Below are 21,398 nucleotides of genomic sequence, written 5' to 3'. Positions count from 1 at the left end.
AACGGTTTCGGCTGCGATCATCGAGGACCAGTCGTCGGACGGATTCACGCTGACTGACGTCGAGGTGGACGACCCGAAGCCGGGGGAAGTCAGCGTCGAGATACGACACGCCGGCGCTTGTCACACCGACTGGCACGCCGTCGAGGGGGATCTTCCGGCCGGCCGCTACCCGGTCGTCGGCGGGCACGAGGGTGCGGGTGTCGTCACCGCCGTCGGCGACGGAGTCGACGCGGTCAAGATCGGTGACCGTGTGCTCACGCTCTGGATCCCGGCCTGCGGGACGTGCGACCTCTGTTCGCAGGGCTACCAGAACCTGTGTGTCGAGCGAGAGGCGACGTACGCGAGCACGCTCCCCGACGGCACGTGTCGTTTCCACCGTGACGGTGAGGACCTCGGACAGTTTCTCCTGCTCGGGACGTTCGCCGAGGAGGTGGTCGTGCCGGAGCGCTCGGTGGTGCCGATCCCCGACGAGTTGCCGACCGACGTCGCGTCGATCATCGGGTGTGGGGTCGCAACCGGGTACGGCTCAGCTGTCCACAGAGCCGATATCGAGCCGAACGATACGGCCGTGGTCGTTGGCGCGGGAAACGTCGGACTCAACGCCATCCAGGGAGCGGCACATGCCGGCGCGGGACGGATCGTGGCCGTCGATCCGGTCGCGTCGAAGCGGGCGGCCGCCGAGACGTTCGGGGCCACCCACACGGTCGACCCGACGGCGACGGACCAGGCCGAGGCCGTCGCCGAACTCACCGACGGAGCCGGTGCCGACACGGCCGTCTTCTGTGTCGGAGTCGGCGACGGCGACCTCATCGGCGACGCGTACGACACGCTGGGGCCACGCGGCGAACTGATCGTCACGGCGACCGCTCCGGACGACGGCATCGGGGTGAACCCGGTCGACCTCATCACGACCGAAAAGGAGATCAAAGGCTGTCTCTACGGTGGCGCGAGCCCGCGGCGGACGGCGTTGCGGCTGATCGACGCCTACCTCGACGACCGGTATCTGCTCGACGAACTGATCACGGCGCGGTACGACCTCGACGAGATCAACGAGGCGTACGACGCCCTGCTCGGTGGTGACGACATCCACAGCGTGGTCTCGATGGCGGCCAACGACTGACCGAGGTCGTCGGGCGGTGGCGCGGAGTCTCGCCGACCCGTCGACGTGAGCCCCCGACGATTACCACAACCACACACCACCGCACGGGGACCGAGGCCGGTACACATGGAAAAACGTTTGCGCCGGAGCGCCGAACCGACGGGTAGATGAGCCTGTCCGACTCGGACCACGACCTCGTCGCCGCTGAACTCGGGCGGGACCCCACGCCCGCCGAGGCGGCGCTCTTCGAGAACCTCTGGAGCGAACACTGCGCGTACCGATCGTCCCGCCCCCTGTTGTCGGCGTTCGAAAGCGAGGGCAGCGAGGTGGTCGTCGGCCCCGGCGACGACGCCGCCGTGGTCGCCCTGCCGACCCACGATGCGGACGGCGAGGAGACGTACGTCGCCGTCGGAATCGAGAGCCACAACCACCCTTCGTACGTCGACCCATACGACGGCGCGGCGACGGGCGTCGGGGGTATCGTTCGTGACATCCTGTCGATGGGTGCCTACCCGGTCGCGCTGACAGACTCGTTGTACTTCGGTGGCTTCGACCGCGAACACTCCCGCTACCTGTTCGACGGTGTCGTCGAAGGCATCGCCGACTACGGCAACGCAATCGGCGTCCCGACGGTCGGGGGAAGCGTCGAGTTCGACGACGGCTACGAGGGGAACCCGCTGGTGAACGTCGCCTGTGTCGGTCTCGTCACGCCTGACCGCCTCGTCACGGCCGAGGCGAAGGCTCCGGGGAACAAACTCGTTCTCGTTGGCAACGCCACCGGCCGCGACGGGTTGGGTGGGGCCTCCTTCGCCAGCGAGGGTCTGAGCGAGGACGCAGAGACGGAGGACCGCCCGGCCGTGCAGGTGGGCGACCCGTACACGGAGAAACTGCTGATCGAGGCCAACGAGACACTGGTCGACGAGAACCTGATCCGCGCGGCCCGTGACCTCGGCGCGGCCGGACTTGGCGGGGCCTCCAGCGAACTGGTCGCAAAAGGCGGGTTGGGCGCCCGGATCGAACTCGAAGCCGTCCACCAACGCGAACCCGATATGTCGGCCTTAGAGATCCTGCTCGCCGAGTCACAGGAGCGGATGTGTTATGAGGTGCGCCCGGATGACGTGGCGCGGGTCGAGGAGATCGCCGACCGGTACGACCTGGGCTGTTCGGTCATCGGCGAGGTCCGCGAGGGCAATTACGTCTGTACGTTCGCGGGCGAGACGGTCGTCGACGTGCCCGCGGCGTTTCTCGCCGACGGCGCGCCGATGAACGACCTACCGATGGCGGAGCCGACGGAGACACCCCGCAACCTGCCCGCCCCGGACCTCGAAGACGCGTTCGAAGCGGTCGTCGCGAGTCCCAACACGGCGAGCAAGGCGTGGGTGTACCGCCAGTACGACCACGAGGTCGGGACACGGACGGCCCGCCGACCCGGCGACGACGCCGCGATCATGGCGATTCGCGAGGCCGGCACCGGCCTCGCGCTCTCTGCCGGAGCCATCCCGGCGTGGACGGACGCGAATCCCCACGACGGTGCGCGGGCGGTCGCACTGGAGAACGCCACCAACCTCGCGGCCAAAGGCGCGACGCCTCTCGCGGCCGTCGACTGTCTCAACGGCGGCAACCCGGAGAAACCGGACGTGTACGGTGGGTTCGGCGCTATCGTCGACGGTCTCGCCGGCATGTGTTCGACCCTCGACGTGCCCGTCGTCGGCGGCAACGTCTCGTTGTACAACGACTCCGTCGCCGGCCCCATCCCGCCGACGCCGACGGTGGCGATGCTCGGCACGCGCGAGGGGTACGACGCGCCGCCGCTCTCGGCCGCCGGCGAGGGAACGCTTCTCGAGGTGGGCGCACGCGGCGACGGCTTGGGCGGTTCGGAGTATCTGAAACGGGTCGGCGGGAGCGACCGGTTTCCCGACCTGCCTGCCGATCCGGCGGCGGCCGTCGACGCCGCCGCGGCCGTCGCGAAGCAGGAGTCGACGCTCGCGACTCACGACGTGAGCCACGGCGGCCTCGCGGTGACGCTCGCGGAGATGGTCGGCGACGCGGGCGTGTCGGCGAGCGTCGGGAGCGTCGACGCGTTGTTCGACGAGACGCCCGGCCGGGTCGTCGTCGAGACGACCGACCCGGACGCGGTGCGGGCGGCCACGGGCGAGGTTCCGGTCCGGAAACTCGGCGTGTCGACCGCCGAGGCGACGCTTTCACTCTCGGTGGCCGGAGAACCACTCGATTACGACGCCGACGACGTGGCCGACCTGCGGGCGGTCATCGAACGCGAACTGGAGTGATCACAGAAGCAACGGCAGGCCGAACGTGACTGCGAGGCCGAGCAACAAAACGACAGCGCCGACACCGGCTTGTCCGGCCGAGAACTCCTGCATCGGCGCGGTGACACGTCCTTCGGCGTTGCCGTGTGGGTGATGCTCGTGGTGGTCGTATCCGTGGTCGTCCATAACCCGCGATGAAGCGCCGTGAGATAAAAAGGCTCCCGGAGCGCGTGGGCGACGGCGCACCGGGCGTCTTTTGACCGCTCCTGTCGTAGCCGCGGGCACGGATGGCCGTAACCAAGCGAATCATTCCCTGTGTCGACGTGGACATCGACGACGATGGGGAGCCGGCGGTGTATACGGGCGTCAACTTCGAGGATCTGAAATACACCGGCGACCCCGTCGAGATGGCCCGGGAGTACAACGAGGCGGGAGCCGACGAGTTCGTCTGTCTCGACATCACGGCCAGCGCCGAGGGGCGGGAGACGATGCTCGGCGTGGTTGAGGATATCGCCGATCAGGTGTTCATCCCGCTGACGGTCGGGGGCGGGATCCGCACCCGAGGGGATATCAAGGAGACGCTCCGGGCCGGTGCGGACAAGGTATCCATCAACACCGCCGCCATCCAGAACCCCGAACTGGTCGACGAGGGAGCGGCCGCCTTCGGCAGTCAGTGCATCGTCATCAGCGTCGACGCCAAGCGACGCTACAACGAGGAAGGCGAGTACTACGAACGCGTCGACGGCGAGTCCTGTTGGTTCGAGTGTACGATCAAGGGCGGCCGCGAGGGGACCGGCATCGACGTTGTCGAGTGGGCACGGGAGGTCGAGTCCCGCGGCGCGGGGGAACTGTTCGTCAACTCCATCGACGCCGACGGGACCAAGAACGGCTACGACATCCCGCTGACCCACGCGGTGTGTGAGAACGTCTCGACGCCGGTCATCGCCTCTTCAGGGTGTGGGAGTCCGGAGGACGCCCGCGAAGTGTTCGCCGAGGCCGGCGCTGACGCGGCGCTTGCGGCCTCGATTTTCCACTTCGACGAGTACACGATCCGCGAAATGAAGGAGTACCTCGACGAGCGGGGCGTTCCCGTTCGACGTTAAGCCGCTCGGAACGCGTCGGTGAAGTCCTTGGAGAGGTTCTGCACGCGCCGGGAGGCGTCACCCACGGCGTCGAGGGGATCGGTCCCGGACTCGGTCTTGACCGAGAGGATGGGTTCGGTCTGGCCGCCGGACTGCTCGGGGTTCATATCGTACGTCGCCGCCACCACGCCCGGCGTTTTCAGCAACGCACCCTTGAGGACGTTCATGAACGTGTGGTCCTCGCCCGCGATCTCCATGCGAAGTTCCTCGTCGGTCTTTTCGATGACCCGCAGTTCCATACCTTCCGGTACCGCCGGTTCGCGTTTCAAGCTTTCGTCTACGGGAAGCGACGGACGCTCCGATGAACGGGTGACGCCGAAGGCGTCCCCCGAACGGAGAACGTACGGGACCACGCGTCGTGGTCCCCGACTGACCAAGCCACTGCGAGGAGCACCTGACTCGCAATGTGTATCGGTACCATGACGCGCCGGGCAGAACCCGCCCGCGTCACCAGTAACGTTTACACTTGTGATAAAAAATCTGTCGATAGGTTCAATATAGACGACAAATATCGAATCAAGGCCTCATGTGTGCGACGATCTTCCGTAAGCCATGGCGAGTCGGTTACCGGACGAAGTACGGTTCGTTGCCGGCGACAAAGCGCCCGAGGTCGCTTTCGCGACGGTAGTCGGTGTCCCGGAGGGTATCGAGGGCGTCGACGAGCCGGTCCATGTCCGCACCCGTCCAGTCCACCGGGTCACGGATCGGGACCACGAGCCACCCGCTTCCGTGGAGTTCCGTGGCGTGAAGCTTCTCGAAGTCGAGACCGGCCGGGTCGTGGGCCGTGTACGTTTCGAGAACGTGCCGGGTCGCTCGCTCCCCGACCGGGAGGAGAACGTGTGCGGCGATGGCCCTGAGTTCGGCGTCGAAAAACGGTTCCATCGCACCGTAGTCGTCCTTTGTCGGATCGCAATTGGGAACACAGGTGTGGAGGTAGGAGAGGTATGTCAGGTCGACCGCGGGGGCGTCGCCGGTCGTCTCAAGGAGCCCGGCGCCATCGAGCGCTCGCTGCAACCGGCGGCCGACGACGCAGTCGGTGAAGGGAACGCCCGTCTCGGCCCCGCCGTGGACGCCAGGGTGGTCGCCGACGACGTGGAAGTGGGCGTTTGCGTCGCCGTATCCGGGGACGAACCGCTCGCAGGGTGGTTGCATGCCGAACGGGTTCCGTGTACGGTCGGTGACGTTTCGCACGACCGGTGGTACGCGTCGAGGAACCTAAATTTAGAGTTCGACACCGGAGGGGATGAGGCTCTTCGATCGGAGGAGACTCCCGTTGGCGTCGTAGACGAGAAAGGTACTCTTCGAGTACGTCGTAACCGGTTCGCCGTCCACCCGGAGCGTGACGGCGTATTTTCCGGCGTCACCGGTCGACTGGCCATACTCGCGGGCGGCGCGGACAAACCGGAGTACGTCATCGGCGTTCTCGTTGAGTTCGAGAAGGAAGTCGCCGGTGATGCGGTCGGTGACACCGACGACACCCGTCGCGTCGGATGCGTTGAGGGAGTCCTGAAGCCGGAAGGCCACGTCCGTTTCGGACGCGTCCAACAGGTCACCGTTCGTGCCGGTCAGTCGTTGCGTCAGCGTTTCTTTCGGTCCGTCAAAGTCGATGACGACACGGGGTTCGGCCGGGGGGTCGTTCGTCTCCACCCAGTCGACGTTGTGTGCCTCCAGTTCGAAGTGGTCGCGCCTCATTCCGTACGCTTCCCTTTGGGTTCAGGCGGTATGAACGTAACGCCATCGGGGCCATCGCGTCGGGAGATGCCGATGGGTTTTATCAGTCAGCCCTCCTCGGACACGCGTATGTGGGTCCGGTCGGAGTACGCCGGCGAACTGGCGGTGTTGTCGACGTGGCTGTCCGCGCTGATCCCGTGGACCGTGACGTACACATCGGGGATCGGTAGCGGAGCGTTGTTGTTCGTCCGGTTTCCGCTCGTCCAGATCAGGTACAGTTTCGGCGTCCCGCTCGCGAGGGGTATCGCCGTCACGGACCCGTTGTCGGCCACCGCCTTCCAACAGGGACAGACCATCGCGGTGGCCTACCGGGTCTGGACGCTCGGTGCCGCCGTCTTCGCACTCGCGTTGGTCGTCTCCGTTGTCTACTACCGTCGCGAGTCGTGGGCGGAGTCATGGGCGGTCGACCCCGTCCGCCTGCTCGGTACCCTTCTTTTGACGGCCGGTGTCGTTCTCGCCGTCGCGGCGTATCTGCTCGTGACCCGCGGATTCCCGGGGGTCCAACTTCCCGTGGGCGTGGGCTTTCTCGTCCTGTTCGGCGTGCTCCTCCTGATCGTCGAACGGACCGACGTGGGGTCGGACGCCGAACCGGAGTCCGGTCCGGCGACGTGAGCGACCCCGTGACACCGCGGCCACCGACGACGAGCGGACGCCTCAACACGGCGAATCCGTGGGTTAAAGACAATCGACCGTCGCAGTAGAAGCTACCATGGAGTTCTGCGACGAATGCGGGTCGATGATGCAGGCAGAGGACGGCGTGTGGGTCTGTACGCAGTGTGGTCACGAGACACTTCGAGACGAGGCGGCGGAGGCCGGAATGGTCACCACGCAGGCACAGGAGGAGTCGGAGATCATCGAGTCGGCCGGCGGGTCAAGCGGACTGCCGACGACGAGCGCCGACTGCCCGGAGTGTGACAACGACACCGCCCACTGGTACATGCAACAGATTCGTGCGGCCGACGAGTCCGAAACCCGCTTTTTCGTCTGTACAGAGTGTGAACACAAGTGGCGGGAAGACGACCACTGAACAGCCGCCCGTCGACGGACATATATCCACGGCCACGGGAAATATTCCAACGATGGTCGCATCGCCGTCGGTCCCCGACGAACGGTTGTCCGACTGGCGACAGGTAGACGACTCGACGGAGACGCCGTTCGACGCGCCCGGCGTCACCGTCTCGGCGCGACTCCTCCTCTTTGCGGACGACACTCTGCGAACCGCGATTCAGGACCGGGCGGGTGTCGACCGAACGTGGCGGTTCTTTCTCGCGGCCCGGCTATCGGTGTCGCCGACGCCGCCGGTGCCGGGAACCCTTCGAGGACTGGTCGCGACCCGCGCCGGTCACGACTTCGCCGACCGCCTCGACGCACGTGGGTTCACCGATGTCGACCGCGCCGAGCGCCGCTCGTTCCGGGTCGGTGACGACGACGCGACCCTGTTTCGTTACGACGCTCTGTGTCAGGTCGAGGGCGTCACCCTCTCCATCGACGGCTGGCTAGCGACGTGGGTGCCCGACCGGGACGTCCGCCTGGCCGGCGGGGCCTACCCGACGGCTATCGTCGACGCGGCCGACCCCGACGCCGCCGCGGCGCTTCGGGACACACTCGATCCGGCGGCGTTCCGGTCGGAGCTGTTCGAACTGCTTCGCGAAACGGGGTGAGTCAACGCTGACGGCGGAGTCATCGCCGCGACAACGCCGCGAGAAGCAGGCCGCCCGGACTGACGCTGGCAGGAGCAACGCCCAGAGCCTGCGACAGGGGACCCGGGTCGTGGTCCGGTCCCGCCCGGGCAACGCTCCGTCCCCGGACACGGATGTCGACGGTCACATCCGCCGTCGTCAGTCGGTCGACGGCCGTCTCGGGTGCCGTGGCGAGCGCCCGTGCGGCCGAAAACGTCGGAGCAGAGACGACGACGAGGTCACCGTACCCGCGGACCGACACCGTTCGGCCACCGACCTCGACCGTCAGATCGGCGATCACGTCGAGTGGCCGGTCTGCGGAGGAGGTCACTCGTCGGTGTCGGTGTCGCGGTTCCGGGTCCGGATGCGGACGGTTCCGTCGAGTCGCCAGCGCGCGTGGTCGGCGTCCGGGCCCATCCGGTCGGGGACCCGTACCTCCAGATCGTCGAACTCGTAGGTGATTTCGGCTCCGCGGCCGGTGAGCCGTTCGTAGAGGCCGATCGCCAGTTCGGGCCACGTCTGGACGTCGTCGATGTTCGCACCGCGCTCCCGACTCATGGCCGCCGGTTTGGCGGCCACACACTTATACGGTCGGGCGGCGTGGCGGCCGACAGCGACCGATCAGCGCCGGCGCGCGACGGTGAGATACCCTGTGTGACCGACGCCGCGGGTGTCCGGCCGCGAGCCGCGGTCGCCGAACTGCATCTCCCGCTGGATGGTTTCCTGAGTCGTCACGTCGTCGAGGCCTGCCGCTCGAGCGGCCTCGACCGCGTCGCGGGACCCCTCGACGAACGGCGAGTAGACGACCGCGAAGCCGCCGCTTACCAGAAGCTCGTCCGCCCGTCGGATCACCGCCGGGGCGTCCGCCGTGTCGAGGGTGAGCAGGTCGAAGCCGGGCCCGTCGGCGAGGGCGTCGAGGTCGTCGGTCACGTCGCCGGTCCGCACGTCGACGGTGTCGGCGACGCCGGCGAGTTGCATGTTCTCTCGGGCGACATCGACAAAGTCGGGGTCGACCTCGTAGGTCCGGACCGCGGCCCCGATCCGACCGAGGTAGGCAGCGAGAACCCCCGTCCCGGTCCCCGCATCAAGCACGGTGTCGTCGGCCGTAACACCCGTAAGACCGAGCACGAGACCGATATCGCGGGGCATCATCGGCGCGCCGGTGCGCTCGAAGTGGTCGAACAGATCCGGGCCGCGTGGCTCGCGGACGACGAACTCCTCACCGAGATGGGTTTCGAGTCGTTCCCCGGACTCGACGTCGTCGGGGACCGTCAACACGCCGAGGTCGGTCTGAAGCTCCTCGCCGGGCGCTCGGAGGTACTCCCGGTCGCCGCGGACCAGCAGGATCACTCCAGTCGGGCGACCGCCGCCGCCAGGTCGCCGTCCGTCGCCTCCAACGCGTTGCGGGCCGTCTCCTCGTCGACGCTTGCGCGCTGTGCGACGAGGGCGACGTCGTCGGGGTCGGGCCCCTCGTCGGCGTCGGCTTCGTCGTCACCGGCCTCGATGGCCGTCGCATCCGATCCGGGCTCGCGGCTCTCGGGTTCGCCGACGACCTGGTAGGTTTCCTGCCCTTGGGCATCCATCCGGGTCACCTGCGCGTCGGAGAAGACGAGTTCCTCGTCGGCCGTCCGGATGACGACCTCCTCGGCATCGAGCTCGGCAACGTCGATGCCCATCTGTTCCATCATCTGTTTCATCTTCCGGGGGTTCATACCGCCGCCACCACCAAACATGGCTCGTCTGTGGGGGTCGTGACGGCAAAAGGATGGCGGAGCGCCCGCGTCGACACGCCGCAACCTCAGACGTGTGGCTCGGGAAGCAGATCCTCGAATCGCTGGTCGTCGAGCCACACGCAAAGCTGACACAGGTGGTCGACCGCCGCCTCGAACATACGCTCACCCTTCTGTGCGGTGGCGTCGGTCTGGTCGCCGAGAACGCCGTTGCCCGTGTTGTCGGCGGCGTCGTAGAAGGTCCGTGCACCGTGTTTGACCGTGTCGGCCGCCTCGACATCCGGTACCCCGCCGTCGCGGGCATCGGCGAGTCGGTCCTCGCGGACCAACTCCGGATGGAGGTGTTGTATCATCGCCGTTTCCTTCGGGCCGCCGTGGGGGCCGTTCTGTTCGAACAGGTCATCGACCAACTCGGGGATACTGTCGTTCCACATCCACTCGACGGCGTACAGCGTCCCGTCGTCGCGGAGGCGGCGCCCGACCTCGCGGAGGTGTTTGACGTTGCCGCCGTGTGCGTTGACGTAGACAACGCGGTCGATACCGTGGTACGCGAGGTTGCGGGTGACCGACTCCACGTAGTCCCGGAAGGTGGGAGCGTCGACCCACATCGTCCCGTGAAACTGTCTGTGGTGGGGGCTGACGCCGACGTTGATGGTGGGCGTGCAAAGAAAGCCGGTCCGCTCAGCGGCCTCTCGGGCGTACCCCTCCGCGATCAGGTGGTCGGTGGCGAGGGGAAGGTGGGGACCGTGCTGTTCGGTCGATCCAAGCGGGACAAGCGCCAGTGACTCGTTTGCGAAGTAGTCGCCCAACTCCGGCCACGTCTCGTCTGCCATATACATTTGTCCACGCATCGGGGCGGGGCCTCTTCAATCGTGCCACTGAGCGGTACCGCCGAGCGGCTACCGACCGCGACGGGCGGCGATCCGGCGGCCGTCCGTCTCCGGGCCGGGCCGGGACTCCGGCGCGAGTACCGCGTCCACGTCCGCACGGACGGTGCGCCGACCGGGTTCCCGGAGCGACTCGGCGCGCTCCGACGACCAATGTGTTCAGGTTCTCACTCCCGCGTTCGACTCCCCTCGGTGCTCGTTGTCACCTGGTGGTTTGTGGGCGTCACCTCGCCGACAAAAGAGCGGACCTGTCCCGGTGTCGCCTCGATGTCGTCCACCCCCCCGTTGAACGGCTTACAGTGCCCATCGCCTCACTCCCGGCAGAGCTAATCGCCCTCACGGAGTCGGTCCAGTCGGCGGTCGAACTCGTCGTCGTCAAGGGCACCCGCGGCATACCGCTCGCGGAGGGTGCGGGTCGCTCCGTCGTCGGGATCATCGACCCGGACCGACGCGTACGCCAGTACGACCACGAGAACGGTGAGCAGGAAGACGAGGAGGACCACCACGAACCAACCGCTTACCCCGCCGACGGCACCCATGCCCGCGCCGTCCATCGGCCCGCCCCAGTGTGGACCCGGATGGGGCCCGTGTGGTCCGGGATGGACCTGTGTGAGTGTGTCCGTCGGTACGTATTGTTGAAGTTGCATCGGTCTCGCCTCCACGCGGCGATCGGTTCCCCGTGAACCTAACCGTCTCGCCGGTTTCCAACGACTGGGAATCGGCGAGGCCGTCATCGTTCCGACGCGCCGTGGTGGCGGGGTCTTCGGTCAACGACCGGCCAACAGTATAAGTTCGCGGCTCCCGTCGGATCGGTCATGTTCGACCCCGAGGATCTGGCGGCGATCCGCGAGGCAAAAGCCGACTGGGAGGGCGAAACGTACGATCCGACCGTGGATCGGTTCGGGGAGCGCAAGGACTCGTTTACCACGGATACGGGCGGGCAGGCGGTCGACCCGCTTTATACGCCGGCCGATGTGGCCGACCTGGACTATCGCGAGGACGTGGGCTTTCCGAGCGAGGAACCGTACACCCGCGGGGTCTACTCGACGATGTACCGCGGTCGTCTGTGGACCATGCGACAGTACGCGGGCATGGGGACGGCCGCCGAGACCAACGAGCGGTTCAACTACCTGCTCGACGAGGGACAGACCGGTCTCTCGATGGCCTTCGACCTCCCGACACAGATGGGCTACGACTCCGACGCCACCATGGCCGCCGGGGAAGTCGGGAAGTCTGGCGTCGCCATCGACAGCTTGCGGGATATGGAGACGGTGTTCGACGGAATCCCGCTTTCGGAGGTGTCGACGAGTATGACGATCAATGCACCCGCGGCGATTCTGCTGGCGATGTACGTCGCTATCGGCGATCAGCAGGGCGTCGAGCGGTCCGAACTCCGGGGGACGATCCAGAACGACATCATGAAAGAGTACATCGCCCGCAACCTGTATATTTACCCGCCGGAGCCGTCGATGCGTTTGATCACCGATACTTTCGAGTTCTGTGCCGCGGAGACGCCGAAGTTCAACACCATCTCCATCTCAGGGTACCACATCCGTGAGGCCGGGTCCACGGCGGCCCAAGAGGTCGCGTTCACCCTCGGCAACGGCATCGAGTACGTGACCGCCGCCCTCGATGCCGGTCTCGATGTCGACGAGTTCGCCCCACAGCTCTCCTTTTTCTTTAATGCCCACAACAACATCTTCGAGGAGGTGGCGAAGTTCCGGGCGGCCCGACGGATGTGGGCCACGACCATGGAGGAACGGTTCGGGGCCGAGAACCCCAAGTCAAAGCAGTTGAAGTTCCACGCCCAGACGGGCGGGTCGACGCTGACGGCCCAACAGATCGACAACAACGTGGTCAGGGTGGCGTATCAAGCCCTCGCTGCGGTGCTCGGCGGCACTCAGAGTCTTCACACCAACGGCAAGGACGAGGCGTTGTCGCTGCCGACCGAACAGAGCGTCCGGACGGCGCTTCGGACCCAACAGATCCTCGCCCACGAGTCCGGCGCTGCCGACACCATCGACCCCTTGGCAGGAAGTTACTACGTCGAGTCACTCACCGACGACATCGAGGCGGAGGCGTTCGATATCTTAGAGGAGGTCGACGAACGTGGGGGGATGCTCGACGCCGTGAAGTCACAGTGGGTGCAGGGACGGATTCAGGACGTGGCGTTCGACCGCCAACAGGAGATCGAGGAGGGCGAGCGGATCATCGTCGGCGTCAACGAGTATCAGGTCGACGAGGATCCCGAGGTGGATTTAGAGGAGGTTACCGAGGAGGACGAACGCCGGCAGGTCGACCGCCTCGAAACCGTGCGGGCCGAACGCGACGACGAGGCGGTCGATGCGGCGCTTGCGGCCGTTCGGGAGACAGCCCGCGGCGACGACAATCTGCTCCCGCCCATTGTCGGTGCGGTCAAGACCTACGCGACGGTCGGCGAGATATCGAACGCCCTCCGCGAGGAGTTCGGGGAGTATCAGCCCGGGATGTAGCAATCAGGGGGTCGCCGGTGGCGACCGGTCGAGGCGGTCGACGTACTCGTTGACGACGGCGCTTTTCCGGTGGTCGACCTGTAGGTGGAATCGGAGTTCCTCACGACCCGACACGGCCCGTGGGCAGAGCGGACAGTCGACCCGAACAGTATCATTCATGGTTTTTCGTTATGGACGACGACAGGATCGGGCTTATAGATTTGGGTGGCCGTTATGATCGAACGGGTCGTCGAGTTCCGACGGCGATCCGGATTCGTGGGTCGGCCGGGCAGGTGTGTGTCGATGGTGGAAGCGCACGATGGTCGCACCGCCGAACCGGTCGTGCGCTCACGTAACGCCGGTGCTCGTGTGGCCGTTCGTCGCCACAGGCCCTCAGACGGCGTCGGCGGGGGATACCGGAACGGGACGGAACGGAACTGAATGGGCCGGTCCGAAGGGGAATCGGAGCCGTGGCGGCGGGTGTGAGTGCCACGTCTACGGGGACAACGTTTAGTTACCCCCGTTCTTTCTCCAGGTGATGAGTGAGAGCGAGAGCGAACCCTCGGGCGAGGTACTCGACCGGGACACGATCACGGCCAACGAAATCGCGAACTGGCTCAACACGAACGGTCCTGAGTGGGTGTTGAAAATCGAACCGCTGGGCGAGGGAACCGAACACCTCGGTTTCATCGACGGTCGGTTCAAACTCGCGACCGACGGAGAAATCAACAACATCGCGCTCGATTACTTCTCCCGATTGGCCAACCGCGCCCGACGGGTCGACTACGTCCACCGCGATGACTCGCCATTTGCGGTCGACGAGTCGTAATCCCCACCAATCTATATGCCCGCGCGGGCCAGTGATGGCGGCATGCGTTTCGATCATGTCGGCGTCGCAACACGCGACGCCGACGCCTTGGCCGACCTGTTCGGAACCGTCTTCGATACACCGGTCGCCCACCGGGAGCGATTCGACGGCCTCAACGTGACCTTTCTCGACGTGGACAACGGGTATCTCGAACTGCTCGAACCCCGAACCGACGAGGGACCGGTCGCCGGTCACCTCGACGCTCGGGGGACCGGGCTCCACCACGTTGCGCTCGCGACGGGAGACGTGGCGGCGGCCCTCGACGCCGCTCGGGCCGTCGGTGTCGAGACCGTCGACGACAACCCCCGGCCGGGCGCGTGGGGCCACGAGGTTGCGTTTCTCCACCCCGACTCGACCGGCGGTGTCCTCGTCGAACTCGTCGAACACGCATGAACGGTCCGCTCACCCACCGGGCGGCCGTGACACCGGGGGCGACCGCAGTTATCGATGCCGACCGTGGCGAGCGGCTGACGGTCGCCGATCTGGACGCCGCGGTCGAGCGGATGGCCGGCCGACTGGCCGCACTCGGGGTCCGGCCCGGCGACCGTCTCGCGGTGCTTCTCCCGACCGGGCGGGCGGCGGTTGAGGCCGTTCACGCCGCGATCCGACTGGGCGCGGTCACAGTCCCCCTCGACCCGCAACTCCCGGAACCCGACCTCGCGGACCGGTTGGATCGCGCCGAAGCCGCGGCCATACTCTGTGATGCGACGACCGAACGTGATGCCATCGCGGCCGCGGCAACGGCGGGGGTCGACGAGTCGGCCGTTCCCGTCGCCTCCGTCGACGGCTCGGAGGCCGGGGCCACCGCGCTCGCGGGACGGACACCCGAGGCGGTCGTTCCCCACGACTGGGCCCTCGATTCGACGCTGTTCGTCCCGTTCACCTCGGGGACGACGGGACGGCCCAAAGGCGTCCGGCTGACGGCCGGAAACGTTCTCGCCAGCGCCGTCGCCTCGGCGGTCCGACTCGGGCTGGATCGGGCAGAGACGTGGCACGTCGCCCTGCCCTGCCACCACGTCGGCGGTCTCACACCACTCGTCCGATTCCCGTTGTACGGCATGACGGTCGTCACCCGGGAATCGTTCGACGCCGCCGCGGTCGCCGCCGACTTCGAGACCTACGACGTGACGGCCACGTCGCTCGTGCCGACGACACTCGCCCGCCTCCTCGACGCGACGGACGGATCGCTCGGCCCGTCGATGCGGGCAGTCCTGCTCGGTGGCGCCCCGGCGACAGGTGACCTGCTCGACCGGTGTCGCGACCGGGGAGTGCCGATCTTTCCGACCTACGGGATGACCGAAACGGCCTCACAGATCGCGACGGCGACACCTGCGGAGGCGCGGGCACACCCGGGAACGGTCGGTCGACCGCTGTTCTGGACCGATCTCTCGGTGCGGAGCGAGAACGGCGACGAGCGACCGCCAGGTGAGGTCGGCGAACTCGTCGTGTCGGGGCCGACCGTCTCCCCCGGCTATCTGGACGACGACCGATCGGCGTTTGGCCCGGGCGGTCTCCACACCGGCGACGTGGGGTACCGCGACGAAAACGGTCTGGTGTGGGTCACCGGCCGCACCGACGACCTGATCGTCACCGGCGGCGAGAACGTCGCCCCAGCCACGGTGGCCGACGCCATCGTGGCGCATCCGGACGTGGCGGACGCGGCGGTCGTCGGCCTTCCGGACGACGAGTGGGGTGAACGCGTCGCCGCGCTGGTCGTTCCCCACGACGAGGCCGACCTCTCGGCTGCCGACATACGCTCACACTGCCGAGACCGGCTCGCGGGGTACGAGCTCCCGCGGACGATCCGGTTTGGCGACGTCGTTCCACGGACCGACTCCGGGACCGTCAGTCGGAACGCGGTGCGGGAGCGTCTGGAATGAGCGGGGTCGGCGACGAACCGGCGGTCGTTACTCCGGTCGCCCGCCGTCTTCCATCGTGAGGGCGCCGTTCGGGTCCGTTCTCGGTCCCGGTCCCGCGTTCACACCGAGGGTGGAGTCCGCATCGCTCACCTCGAACGTCGAGAGGAGGCTCCGGAGACGCTCTGCCTGTTCGCTCAGCGACGCGACGGTGTCACTGACCTGTGAGGCGGACGACGCCTGCTCGGCCGCGGCCGTTGACGCGTGGTCGGCCTCGTCGGCGGTCGAACGGCTGATGTCCACCACCTCCTCGACCATCGACGCCGCCTCCTCGGTGGTTGCGGCCTGATCGTCGGTCGTGTCGCTGATATCCTGCAGTCCGCTGTCGGTCCGTTCGACGTTTGCCACCACCTGCGAGAACGCCTCGACGACATCCTCGACGGCCTCGACGCCCCGTTGCATGGACCGGTCGGCCTCGCGGGCCTCCTCGACGGTCCGTTGTGTCTGGGTCTGGGTCTTCTCGATGAGTTCCTCGATCTCGCCCGCGGACTCCCGGGTCTCCTCGGCTAGCTGTTTGACCTCGTTTGCGACAACGGCGAACCCGTCGCCACCCGTTGTGCCATCGTCGCCGGCACGGGCGGCTTCGATGTTGGCGTTCAGCGCAAGCAGGTTCGTCTGCTCGGCCACGTCGGCGATAAGTTCGACGATTTCGCCGATCTCGGTCATCCGCTCGTTGAGGCGTTCGACGTGCTCGACCGTCGAGTCGATCGACGACTGGACGGTCCGTGCGGAGTCCATGGCCTTCTGAGCGGTCGCCTCGCCGGCGTCGGCGACCTCCGCGGTCTCGTGGGACGTCTCGGCGACCGTCTCGGCGGACGCCGCCACCTCCTCGACGGTCGCCGCCAGATTCGTTATCTCGCCGGTAACGGTTTCGAGCATCTCGCGCTGCTCGTTCGCGCTATCGGTGATCTCCTGAATCGACTCGTTCACCGCGTCACTCGCCGACTCGGCCGCGTCCGCGCCGGACTCGGCCGCCTCGCTCGCCTCGGTGACCTGCCGGGCAAACGTTTGGATCTCGCTCAGCACCGACTCCGTCTCGTCCATCATCCCGTTGAACGCCTCGGCGATCTGGACCATTGCCTCGCTCTCGCTCTCCGCGTCCAGCCGAACCGTGAGGTCGCCGTCGCCGCACGGGCCATCGCGGCGCTGTAGTCGTTGGCAGTGGTTTCGAGGTGCTCGTTCAGCCGTTCGACCTCCGCCTGCCGGGCCTCTGCCTCCGCCTTTGCCTCCTCGGCCGCGGTTTTTGCCCGCTCGATCTCGGCGTTCTTTTGTTCGAGGGTCTCGACCTGTTCGCTCTTTTTCTCGGCCATCCGGAGTTTCTCAGCCGCCTTCTCGCGTGATCGTTCGGTCGAGTACCAGTGTGCCACCAACGACCCAGCGAGACCGAGAACGAACGCCGCGTGGATGAACGCCCACACCCACGGGTTGGCGATTGCGGCGGCGTGGTTGTAGACCCGGCTGGGTTCGATCATCCCGAAGTAGCCGTGTTGGAGAGTGACGTAGCCGATGCCGAGAGCAAAGGGGAGCCAGTCCTCGTAGACGGCGACGACACCCATCACGACGAAAAAATGGAAGTGTGCCTCGATGTAGCCACCCGAGAAGTGGACCAGAAAGCCCGAGGTGGTCACCAGTCCAAGCGTCGCGAGCGCGGTCCGGACGCGCCGCCCGAACCACGGGACGGCCGGCAGGGCTCCGAGGGCGATGACGACACCGACCTCAAGAAGGACGTGTGTCGTAGGGATGGCAGGAATCGTCGCGCCGGTGACGGCGGACTCCGTTCCCTCGTACAGCCCGAGCGCCACGAGAAAGGGGACGTGTGCCGCAAGCAAAAGAAGGATTTTCCGGTGTCGGCTTCGCCACGTCGACTCGGGGATGGTGTCGCCACTCGGGATGTACGTCACAAACTCCCGAAGCGTGTTCTCCGAACGATTGCTCGGAGAGCGAGCGGAGTCCGGTCGGCTCGTTGACCCTGCCATGTCAGAGGGGGTGTAGCGCCCGTCAAAAAACGCTCTGGCCACAGTATCAGACGATATAACTAGAGGCGTAGACCGGGACGAACGCCACGTTGAACCGGCCGGCCACCGACGCTTGGTTATCGGCTGTCGGGGGGCACGCGGGGGTTGAGCGGCGGCCGGTCGCGGGCCTGTCCGTCACTCGCCGCGGGCAACGGCGCCGTTTTCGGCCGGCGAGACGCGGCGCTCGAGTGCGAACACCCCGACCGCGAGACCGGCACACGCGGCGATCAGCGCCGGCCAGAGCAGGGCCGCGACCCCGTAATCGAAAAACACCCCGCCGAGGGCCGCGCCCAACCCCATCCCGAGGCGTTTGGCGATTTCGATCAGCGAAAGCCGCGAGCCGCGACCGTCGGCGGTGCCGAAGTCGCTGGCGAGCGAGGTGACAAGCGGCGAGTGCAACACCTCACCGACAGTTCGGAGAACCAGAAAAACGCCGATCAGACCGACACCGACCGTCGTTGCCGCCGCGCCGTCTACCGCGGCGGCGACCGGCGCCACCCCGGCGACGGCAAGAAAGCTGACCGCCCAGAACGCGACGGAGGCGAGCAGTCCGCGGGTGCGTCGCCAGTCGCCGACTGCCTCAAGGATGGGCAACTGGAAGAGAACGAGAACGACCGGGTTCAGAACGTACAGCGTACCGAGTTGTGCCGAGTCGAGACCGAGTCGTTCGCTGGCGACCACCGGGACGGTCGCCTGCATCTGGGCGTACATGACCGCGAACACGACGTTCAGAAAGGCGAGGCCGAGAAGGCGACGGCGGGAGACGATCCGTCCCCAATCGCCGACGCTCTCGGCGAGGGGGGCGGCCCGACCGTCGTGGACCCGTGGCAACGCGGCGACGAGAACGATGGCGACGACGGCGGAGGTGAGACCGTCGGCGACAAAGACGGCGACGTTCGCCACCTCGTAGAGCACCCCACCGACGACGAAGCCGGAACCGAATCCGACGTTGCTGGCGACTTTCAGGAGACCGTAGCCGCGTTCTCGGTCCGTGGCGTCGGTGAGGTCGGCGATCATGGCTTGGCTGGCCGGGGCGTACAACCCTGTCGTGAGACCGGCGGCCGTCGCGACGGCAACGAAGCCCGCGCCCGAGGTCACGAGCGCGTACACCGCAAGGGTGACCGCCGAGAACGCCATGCTCCCGATCATCACCGGCCGCCGGCCGTACCGGTCCGTGAGGTAGCCCCCGACCGCCGTTCCAGCCGCCGTGGCGACGTTGTTTGCAAGAAGTCCGAGTCCGACGACGCTCAGCGGGATACCCACCTGCAGGTGGAAGTGGATGGTCGCAAAGGGATAGACCAGTCCCGAGCCGAACACGTTGATTAACCGCCCACCCGCGACGGCGTAGACCGGACGGTCGAACCCACGGACCGTCTCTAGCGTCGATCCGAACACGTCGTGGAATCGGAAACTCGCATACGTGAACGGTTCGTTTCCGCCGCGCGGTGAGAGCGTCACCCACGTGGGTCACTCGGAACGTCCGCCGATGTCGCCGGGAGCCGCCACGACCCACCGACCGACAAGATGGGAACAGTGAGGTCGGCCGACAGTGCCGTTCGCTACCGTGCCGAGAAGGTAGTTATCACACGGTTCACCGTCGGACGATTCGGGATGTCGCTCGATACCGCGCCGTGGACGGGACCGAATCAAAAGGGGAGGATCGACCGGAGTCGCCCGATGAGGCTCCCGCCCGTGGAGACGCGGTACTCCTCGAACACCGGATGGAGCAGGTCAAGCAGTTCCGACTCTGTGTCGAACGTCTGTTTCGGGAGCGAGTCCATCGCCTCGGACAGTGCGACGGCGCCGCCCGACCCGTCGTAGGGAATCTTCGGATCGCCAAGCGCCCGAACGACCTCGTCACGGGTCGCGGGGAACTCCAACTCCGCCTGATCGAGGTGGCCGACGAGGGCTGCGATACCGAACTCGACCGAATCGGGCGACGACGTATCCTGCTGTGGCGGCCTCGCTGCCATTGTGCTCGGATTGTTACCGAAGCACTAAAAACGACCGACATTCGGTGTATCGCCGGTGAGGTGACTTCGTCTCCCCGGCACACACCGTCGTGGCCGGACGAGGTTCTGACCGGCCGGAGAGGGGTAAGGGTAATGCGTCCCGCGGTCGTGTCGTCACCATGACCGACTACACGACCGTCTCGATCCCGAAGGAACTCGGCGACCGCGTCGAGGACACCATCGAGGGCACGAGTTTTTCGAGCACGAGCGACCTCGTACGCTTCCTGCTCCGGAGCATCGTCATCCAGCACCAGCGCCGTGGAGAACTGACCGAGGCCGAGTTCGACGAAATCACGGAGCAGTTGGCGGATCTCGGTTACCTCGACTGACTCATGCGGGTTCCCGTAACGTTCTACCGGAGGTTCGCCGAGACGATCCGGCGACCCACCGACAAACGGGTACGATCGTCCGTATCACTCGGGCAGCGACTCGGCCGGCGGCTCCGCGTCGACGACCGTCAGGTCGAGTCGCCGTCCCCGTCGGTCGAACGCGGTCACGGACGGCACCGTCCACGGCGGCACCGCGAGCAACACGACGCCAGCGAGGTCGTCGCGGCGGGTGAGTTCGGGCGGGCCCTGCGGATGCGTGAGGAACCGTGCGCGTCCCCGGCCGGCCGGCGTCCCGAGGTCGACGCCGAAAACGTCGCTGACGGCCTGCCCCGCCGCGGGGAAGTAGAGATGCGTCAACACCGGCGTCGACGGGGCAAGACCGAGGTCGGCGTCGAACTCCTCGGCCGGCGTCGCGTCGAGAATGGTGTTCATCCGCGAGGGTTCGACATCGGGGGCCCGATCGAGCAACACCTCGATCAGCCCCCGGGTCGCGTAGACATCCGTCGTGTCGTTGCTCCGAGTCACCCCAACACCATCTCACGGACCATCTTCGCGTACGCGGCCGGGAGTCGGCGGCGCGCACCGGAGAGAGCGTCGCGGAGCGCGTCGGCTGCGTCGTCGAAGACCCCCTCACCGTGGCCGACAAGCACCCGCTCGGGCGAGCAGTCGGCGAGCGCGCCACGCGGGGGGATCGGCCGAAGCATGGGGTGGACCCCGAGTCGCTCGCCGTCGGCCCGGAAAAAGGAAGCGGTGCCGACCGCCTCCGGCACGAGAAGCGTCTCACCGGGGCGGTGGAGCGCGGCCTCCTGCCAGGGTGGGAACGAGGCGTCTCGGACCCGTCGCACGCGATAGCCCGTGTCGCCGAGTTCGTTACCGAACCGCTCGACCGGGGCGTCGAGTTTCGACGCGACGCCGTCCATCCACTCGGGGATGAAGACGGACACGTCGTGTCTGTTCGCGACGGCGGCGGCGTCGCGCTTGTGGCGGTCGAGACAGAGTACGACGCCGGTGACTTCGCCAAGGTCGGCGAGCAAGTCGTCGACGCCCGGCGCGTCGACCGGGTCGACGACCCACACCTCGTCGTCGACGGCGAGGGCGTGACTCGCCCGTTGCATGTCCTCTTCAGGGTAGGCGATCCAGCCGACGCCGCCCTCCCAGCGGTCGATCTCGCGCAGGGTCGCACGACCTCCCTTCAGTGGCATACCATCAGGTGGGGTCGGAACGCGCATAAACCTTCGACCGACGACCGGTC

26 protein-coding genes and 1 pseudogene are annotated in these 21,398 nt (G+C 66.9%); 11 read left to right on the top strand and 16 right to left on the bottom strand.

Annotation, left to right across the window (positions count from 1 at the left end; genetic code table 11):
* Both Q0925_RS08285 and purL read left to right on the top strand, forming a co-directional pair.
* Nucleotides 1–1,120: Zn-dependent alcohol dehydrogenase (locus tag Q0925_RS08285; protein ID WP_299334020.1), on the top strand; the 1,120-nt coding region annotated here is incomplete at its 5' end.
* Nucleotides 1,121–1,266: 146 nt separating this feature from the next.
* On the top strand, nucleotides 1,267–3,387 hold the full coding sequence (purL, locus tag Q0925_RS08280) for a phosphoribosylformylglycinamidine synthase subunit PurL (protein ID WP_299334018.1): 2,121 nt from the start codon (nucleotides 1,267–1,269) through the stop codon (nucleotides 3,385–3,387).
* Here the strand turns inward: purL and Q0925_RS08275 are convergent, their stop codons facing one another.
* Complete coding sequence (locus Q0925_RS08275) at nucleotides 3,388–3,552, bottom strand: DUF7550 family protein (RefSeq protein WP_299334016.1); 165 nt, start codon at nucleotides 3,550–3,552, stop codon at nucleotides 3,388–3,390. It abuts the gene before it with no gap.
* Nucleotides 3,553–3,653: 101 nt separating this feature from the next.
* On the opposite strand from Q0925_RS08275, the gene hisF reads away from it, so the two are divergent.
* Nucleotides 3,654–4,469 carry an imidazole glycerol phosphate synthase subunit HisF gene (gene hisF, locus Q0925_RS08270; protein ID WP_299334014.1) on the top strand — a complete coding sequence of 272 codons (816 nt, stop codon included), beginning with the start codon at nucleotides 3,654–3,656 and terminating at the stop codon, nucleotides 4,467–4,469.
* Here the strand turns inward: hisF and Q0925_RS08265 are convergent.
* From Q0925_RS08265 to Q0925_RS08255, 3 genes are all read right to left on the bottom strand, one after another.
* On the bottom strand, nucleotides 4,466–4,747 hold the full coding sequence (locus Q0925_RS08265; protein ID WP_299334011.1) for a DNA-directed RNA polymerase subunit L: 282 nt from the start codon (nucleotides 4,745–4,747) through the stop codon (nucleotides 4,466–4,468). The genes hisF and Q0925_RS08265 overlap by 4 nt on opposite strands.
* Before the next feature lie 325 nt (nucleotides 4,748–5,072).
* Nucleotides 5,073–5,699 (bottom strand): uracil-DNA glycosylase family protein, encoded by a 627-nt coding sequence (locus tag Q0925_RS08260; protein ID WP_299334009.1) that lies wholly within the window; start codon nucleotides 5,697–5,699, stop codon nucleotides 5,073–5,075.
* A 30-nt stretch (nucleotides 5,700–5,729) separates the two neighbouring features.
* Nucleotides 5,730–6,200: a DUF5793 family protein gene (locus Q0925_RS08255; RefSeq protein ID WP_299334006.1), complete on the bottom strand. Its 471-nt coding sequence runs from the start codon at nucleotides 6,198–6,200 to the stop codon at nucleotides 5,730–5,732.
* Nucleotides 6,201–6,308: 108 nt separating this feature from the next.
* On the opposite strand from Q0925_RS08255, the gene Q0925_RS08250 reads away from it, so the two are divergent.
* The 3 genes from Q0925_RS08250 (at nucleotide 6,309) to Q0925_RS08240 (ending at nucleotide 7,900) form a co-directional block, all read left to right on the top strand.
* On the top strand, nucleotides 6,309–6,851 hold the full coding sequence (locus Q0925_RS08250) for a DUF7549 family protein (RefSeq protein WP_299334002.1): 543 nt from the start codon (nucleotides 6,309–6,311) through the stop codon (nucleotides 6,849–6,851).
* 97 nt (nucleotides 6,852–6,948) lie between these two features.
* Nucleotides 6,949–7,266: a transcription factor S gene (locus tag Q0925_RS08245; protein WP_299333999.1), complete on the top strand. Its 318-nt coding sequence runs from the start codon at nucleotides 6,949–6,951 to the stop codon at nucleotides 7,264–7,266.
* Nucleotides 7,267–7,318: 52 nt separating this feature from the next.
* Entirely contained in the window at nucleotides 7,319–7,900 is a 582-nt protein-coding gene (locus Q0925_RS08240) for a hypothetical protein (protein WP_299333997.1), read from the top strand.
* Nucleotides 7,901–7,919: 19 nt separating this feature from the next.
* Here Q0925_RS08240 and Q0925_RS08235 read toward each other — a convergent pair whose 3' ends face one another.
* From Q0925_RS08235 to Q0925_RS08210, 6 genes are all read right to left on the bottom strand, one after another.
* Nucleotides 7,920–8,249 (bottom strand): peptide ABC transporter ATP-binding protein, encoded by a 330-nt coding sequence (locus Q0925_RS08235; protein WP_299333993.1) that lies wholly within the window; start codon nucleotides 8,247–8,249, stop codon nucleotides 7,920–7,922.
* Nucleotides 8,246–8,476 (bottom strand): hypothetical protein, encoded by a 231-nt coding sequence (locus Q0925_RS08230; protein WP_299333990.1) that lies wholly within the window; start codon nucleotides 8,474–8,476, stop codon nucleotides 8,246–8,248. Before Q0925_RS08230 ends, Q0925_RS08235 begins: the two co-directional genes overlap by 4 nt.
* A gap of 63 nt (nucleotides 8,477–8,539) precedes the next feature.
* The gene (locus tag Q0925_RS08225; protein WP_299333987.1) at nucleotides 8,540–9,268 is read right to left on the bottom strand and encodes a methyltransferase domain-containing protein; all 729 of its coding nucleotides are present in this window, start codon (nucleotides 9,266–9,268) and stop codon (nucleotides 8,540–8,542) included.
* Nucleotides 9,265–9,651: a nascent polypeptide-associated complex protein gene (locus Q0925_RS08220; RefSeq protein WP_299333984.1), complete on the bottom strand. Its 387-nt coding sequence runs from the start codon at nucleotides 9,649–9,651 to the stop codon at nucleotides 9,265–9,267. The genes Q0925_RS08225 and Q0925_RS08220 overlap by 4 nt, the downstream gene beginning before the upstream one ends.
* 65 nt (nucleotides 9,652–9,716) lie before the next feature.
* Nucleotides 9,717–10,487, bottom strand: a complete 771-nt coding sequence (locus Q0925_RS08215; protein WP_299333981.1) for a creatininase family protein — start codon at nucleotides 10,485–10,487, stop codon at nucleotides 9,717–9,719.
* A gap of 374 nt (nucleotides 10,488–10,861) precedes the next feature.
* A complete protein-coding gene (locus Q0925_RS08210; RefSeq protein ID WP_299333978.1) occupies nucleotides 10,862–11,182 on the bottom strand; it encodes an SHOCT domain-containing protein in 321 nt (106 codons plus the stop codon).
* 168 nt (nucleotides 11,183–11,350) lie between these two features.
* Between Q0925_RS08210 and Q0925_RS08205 the strand changes: the two genes are divergently transcribed.
* Nucleotides 11,351–13,027 (top strand): acyl-CoA mutase large subunit family protein, encoded by a 1,677-nt coding sequence (locus tag Q0925_RS08205; RefSeq protein ID WP_299333974.1) that lies wholly within the window; start codon nucleotides 11,351–11,353, stop codon nucleotides 13,025–13,027.
* Nucleotides 13,028–13,030: 3 nt separating this feature from the next.
* On the opposite strand, the gene Q0925_RS08200 is transcribed toward Q0925_RS08205, so the two are convergent.
* Nucleotides 13,031–13,186: a hypothetical protein gene (locus Q0925_RS08200; protein ID WP_299333971.1), complete on the bottom strand. Its 156-nt coding sequence runs from the start codon at nucleotides 13,184–13,186 to the stop codon at nucleotides 13,031–13,033.
* A gap of 358 nt (nucleotides 13,187–13,544) precedes the next feature.
* On the opposite strand from Q0925_RS08200, the gene Q0925_RS08195 reads away from it, so the two are divergent.
* From Q0925_RS08195 to Q0925_RS08185, 3 genes are read left to right on the top strand one after another with little or no spacing between them, the layout of a single operon-like run.
* Nucleotides 13,545–13,835, top strand: a complete 291-nt coding sequence (locus Q0925_RS08195) for a hypothetical protein (protein ID WP_299333968.1) — start codon at nucleotides 13,545–13,547, stop codon at nucleotides 13,833–13,835.
* A 42-nt stretch (nucleotides 13,836–13,877) separates the two neighbouring features.
* Nucleotides 13,878–14,267 (top strand): methylmalonyl-CoA epimerase, encoded by a 390-nt coding sequence (gene mce, locus Q0925_RS08190; protein WP_299333965.1) that lies wholly within the window; start codon nucleotides 13,878–13,880, stop codon nucleotides 14,265–14,267.
* Nucleotides 14,264–15,754, top strand: coding sequence for a class I adenylate-forming enzyme family protein (locus Q0925_RS08185; protein ID WP_299333962.1), 1,491 nt, complete (start codon nucleotides 14,264–14,266; stop codon nucleotides 15,752–15,754). The genes mce and Q0925_RS08185 overlap by 4 nt, the downstream gene beginning before the upstream one ends.
* A 27-nt stretch (nucleotides 15,755–15,781) precedes the next feature.
* Here Q0925_RS08185 and Q0925_RS12425 read toward each other — a convergent pair.
* The 3 genes and pseudogenes from Q0925_RS12425 to Q0925_RS08165 all read right to left on the bottom strand — a co-directional run bounded on the left by Q0925_RS12425 (nucleotide 15,782) and on the right by Q0925_RS08165 (nucleotide 19,778).
* Nucleotides 15,782–17,766, bottom strand: a pseudogene (locus Q0925_RS12425) (methyl-accepting chemotaxis protein).
* Between the two features lie 174 nt (nucleotides 17,767–17,940).
* Entirely contained in the window at nucleotides 17,941–19,200 is a 1,260-nt protein-coding gene (locus Q0925_RS08170) for an MFS transporter (protein WP_299333954.1), read from the bottom strand.
* Between the two features lie 251 nt (nucleotides 19,201–19,451).
* Nucleotides 19,452–19,778 carry a hypothetical protein gene (locus Q0925_RS08165; protein WP_299333951.1) on the bottom strand — a complete coding sequence of 109 codons (327 nt, stop codon included), beginning with the start codon at nucleotides 19,776–19,778 and terminating at the stop codon, nucleotides 19,452–19,454.
* A 158-nt stretch (nucleotides 19,779–19,936) separates the two neighbouring features.
* On the opposite strand from Q0925_RS08165, the gene Q0925_RS08160 reads away from it, so the two are divergent.
* Nucleotides 19,937–20,146 carry a CopG family transcriptional regulator gene (locus tag Q0925_RS08160; protein ID WP_299333949.1) on the top strand — a complete coding sequence of 70 codons (210 nt, stop codon included), beginning with the start codon at nucleotides 19,937–19,939 and terminating at the stop codon, nucleotides 20,144–20,146.
* An 84-nt stretch (nucleotides 20,147–20,230) separates the two neighbouring features.
* Here Q0925_RS08160 and Q0925_RS08155 read toward each other — a convergent pair whose 3' ends face one another.
* Nucleotides 20,231–20,671: a hypothetical protein gene (locus tag Q0925_RS08155; protein WP_299333946.1), complete on the bottom strand. Its 441-nt coding sequence runs from the start codon at nucleotides 20,669–20,671 to the stop codon at nucleotides 20,231–20,233.
* Nucleotides 20,668–21,348 (bottom strand): hypothetical protein, encoded by a 681-nt coding sequence (locus Q0925_RS08150; RefSeq protein ID WP_299333943.1) that lies wholly within the window; start codon nucleotides 21,346–21,348, stop codon nucleotides 20,668–20,670. The genes Q0925_RS08155 and Q0925_RS08150 overlap by 4 nt, the downstream gene beginning before the upstream one ends.
* Nucleotides 21,349–21,398 lie beyond the last annotated feature (50 nt).

Origin of the sequence: Haloplanus sp. (assembly GCF_028275055.1) — an archaeon.
Lineage (GTDB): Archaea > Halobacteriota > Halobacteria > Halobacteriales > Haloferacaceae > Haloplanus.
The sequence above is the reverse complement of the archived record's forward strand: the minus strand, read 5'-3'. Positions and strand labels throughout refer to the sequence as shown.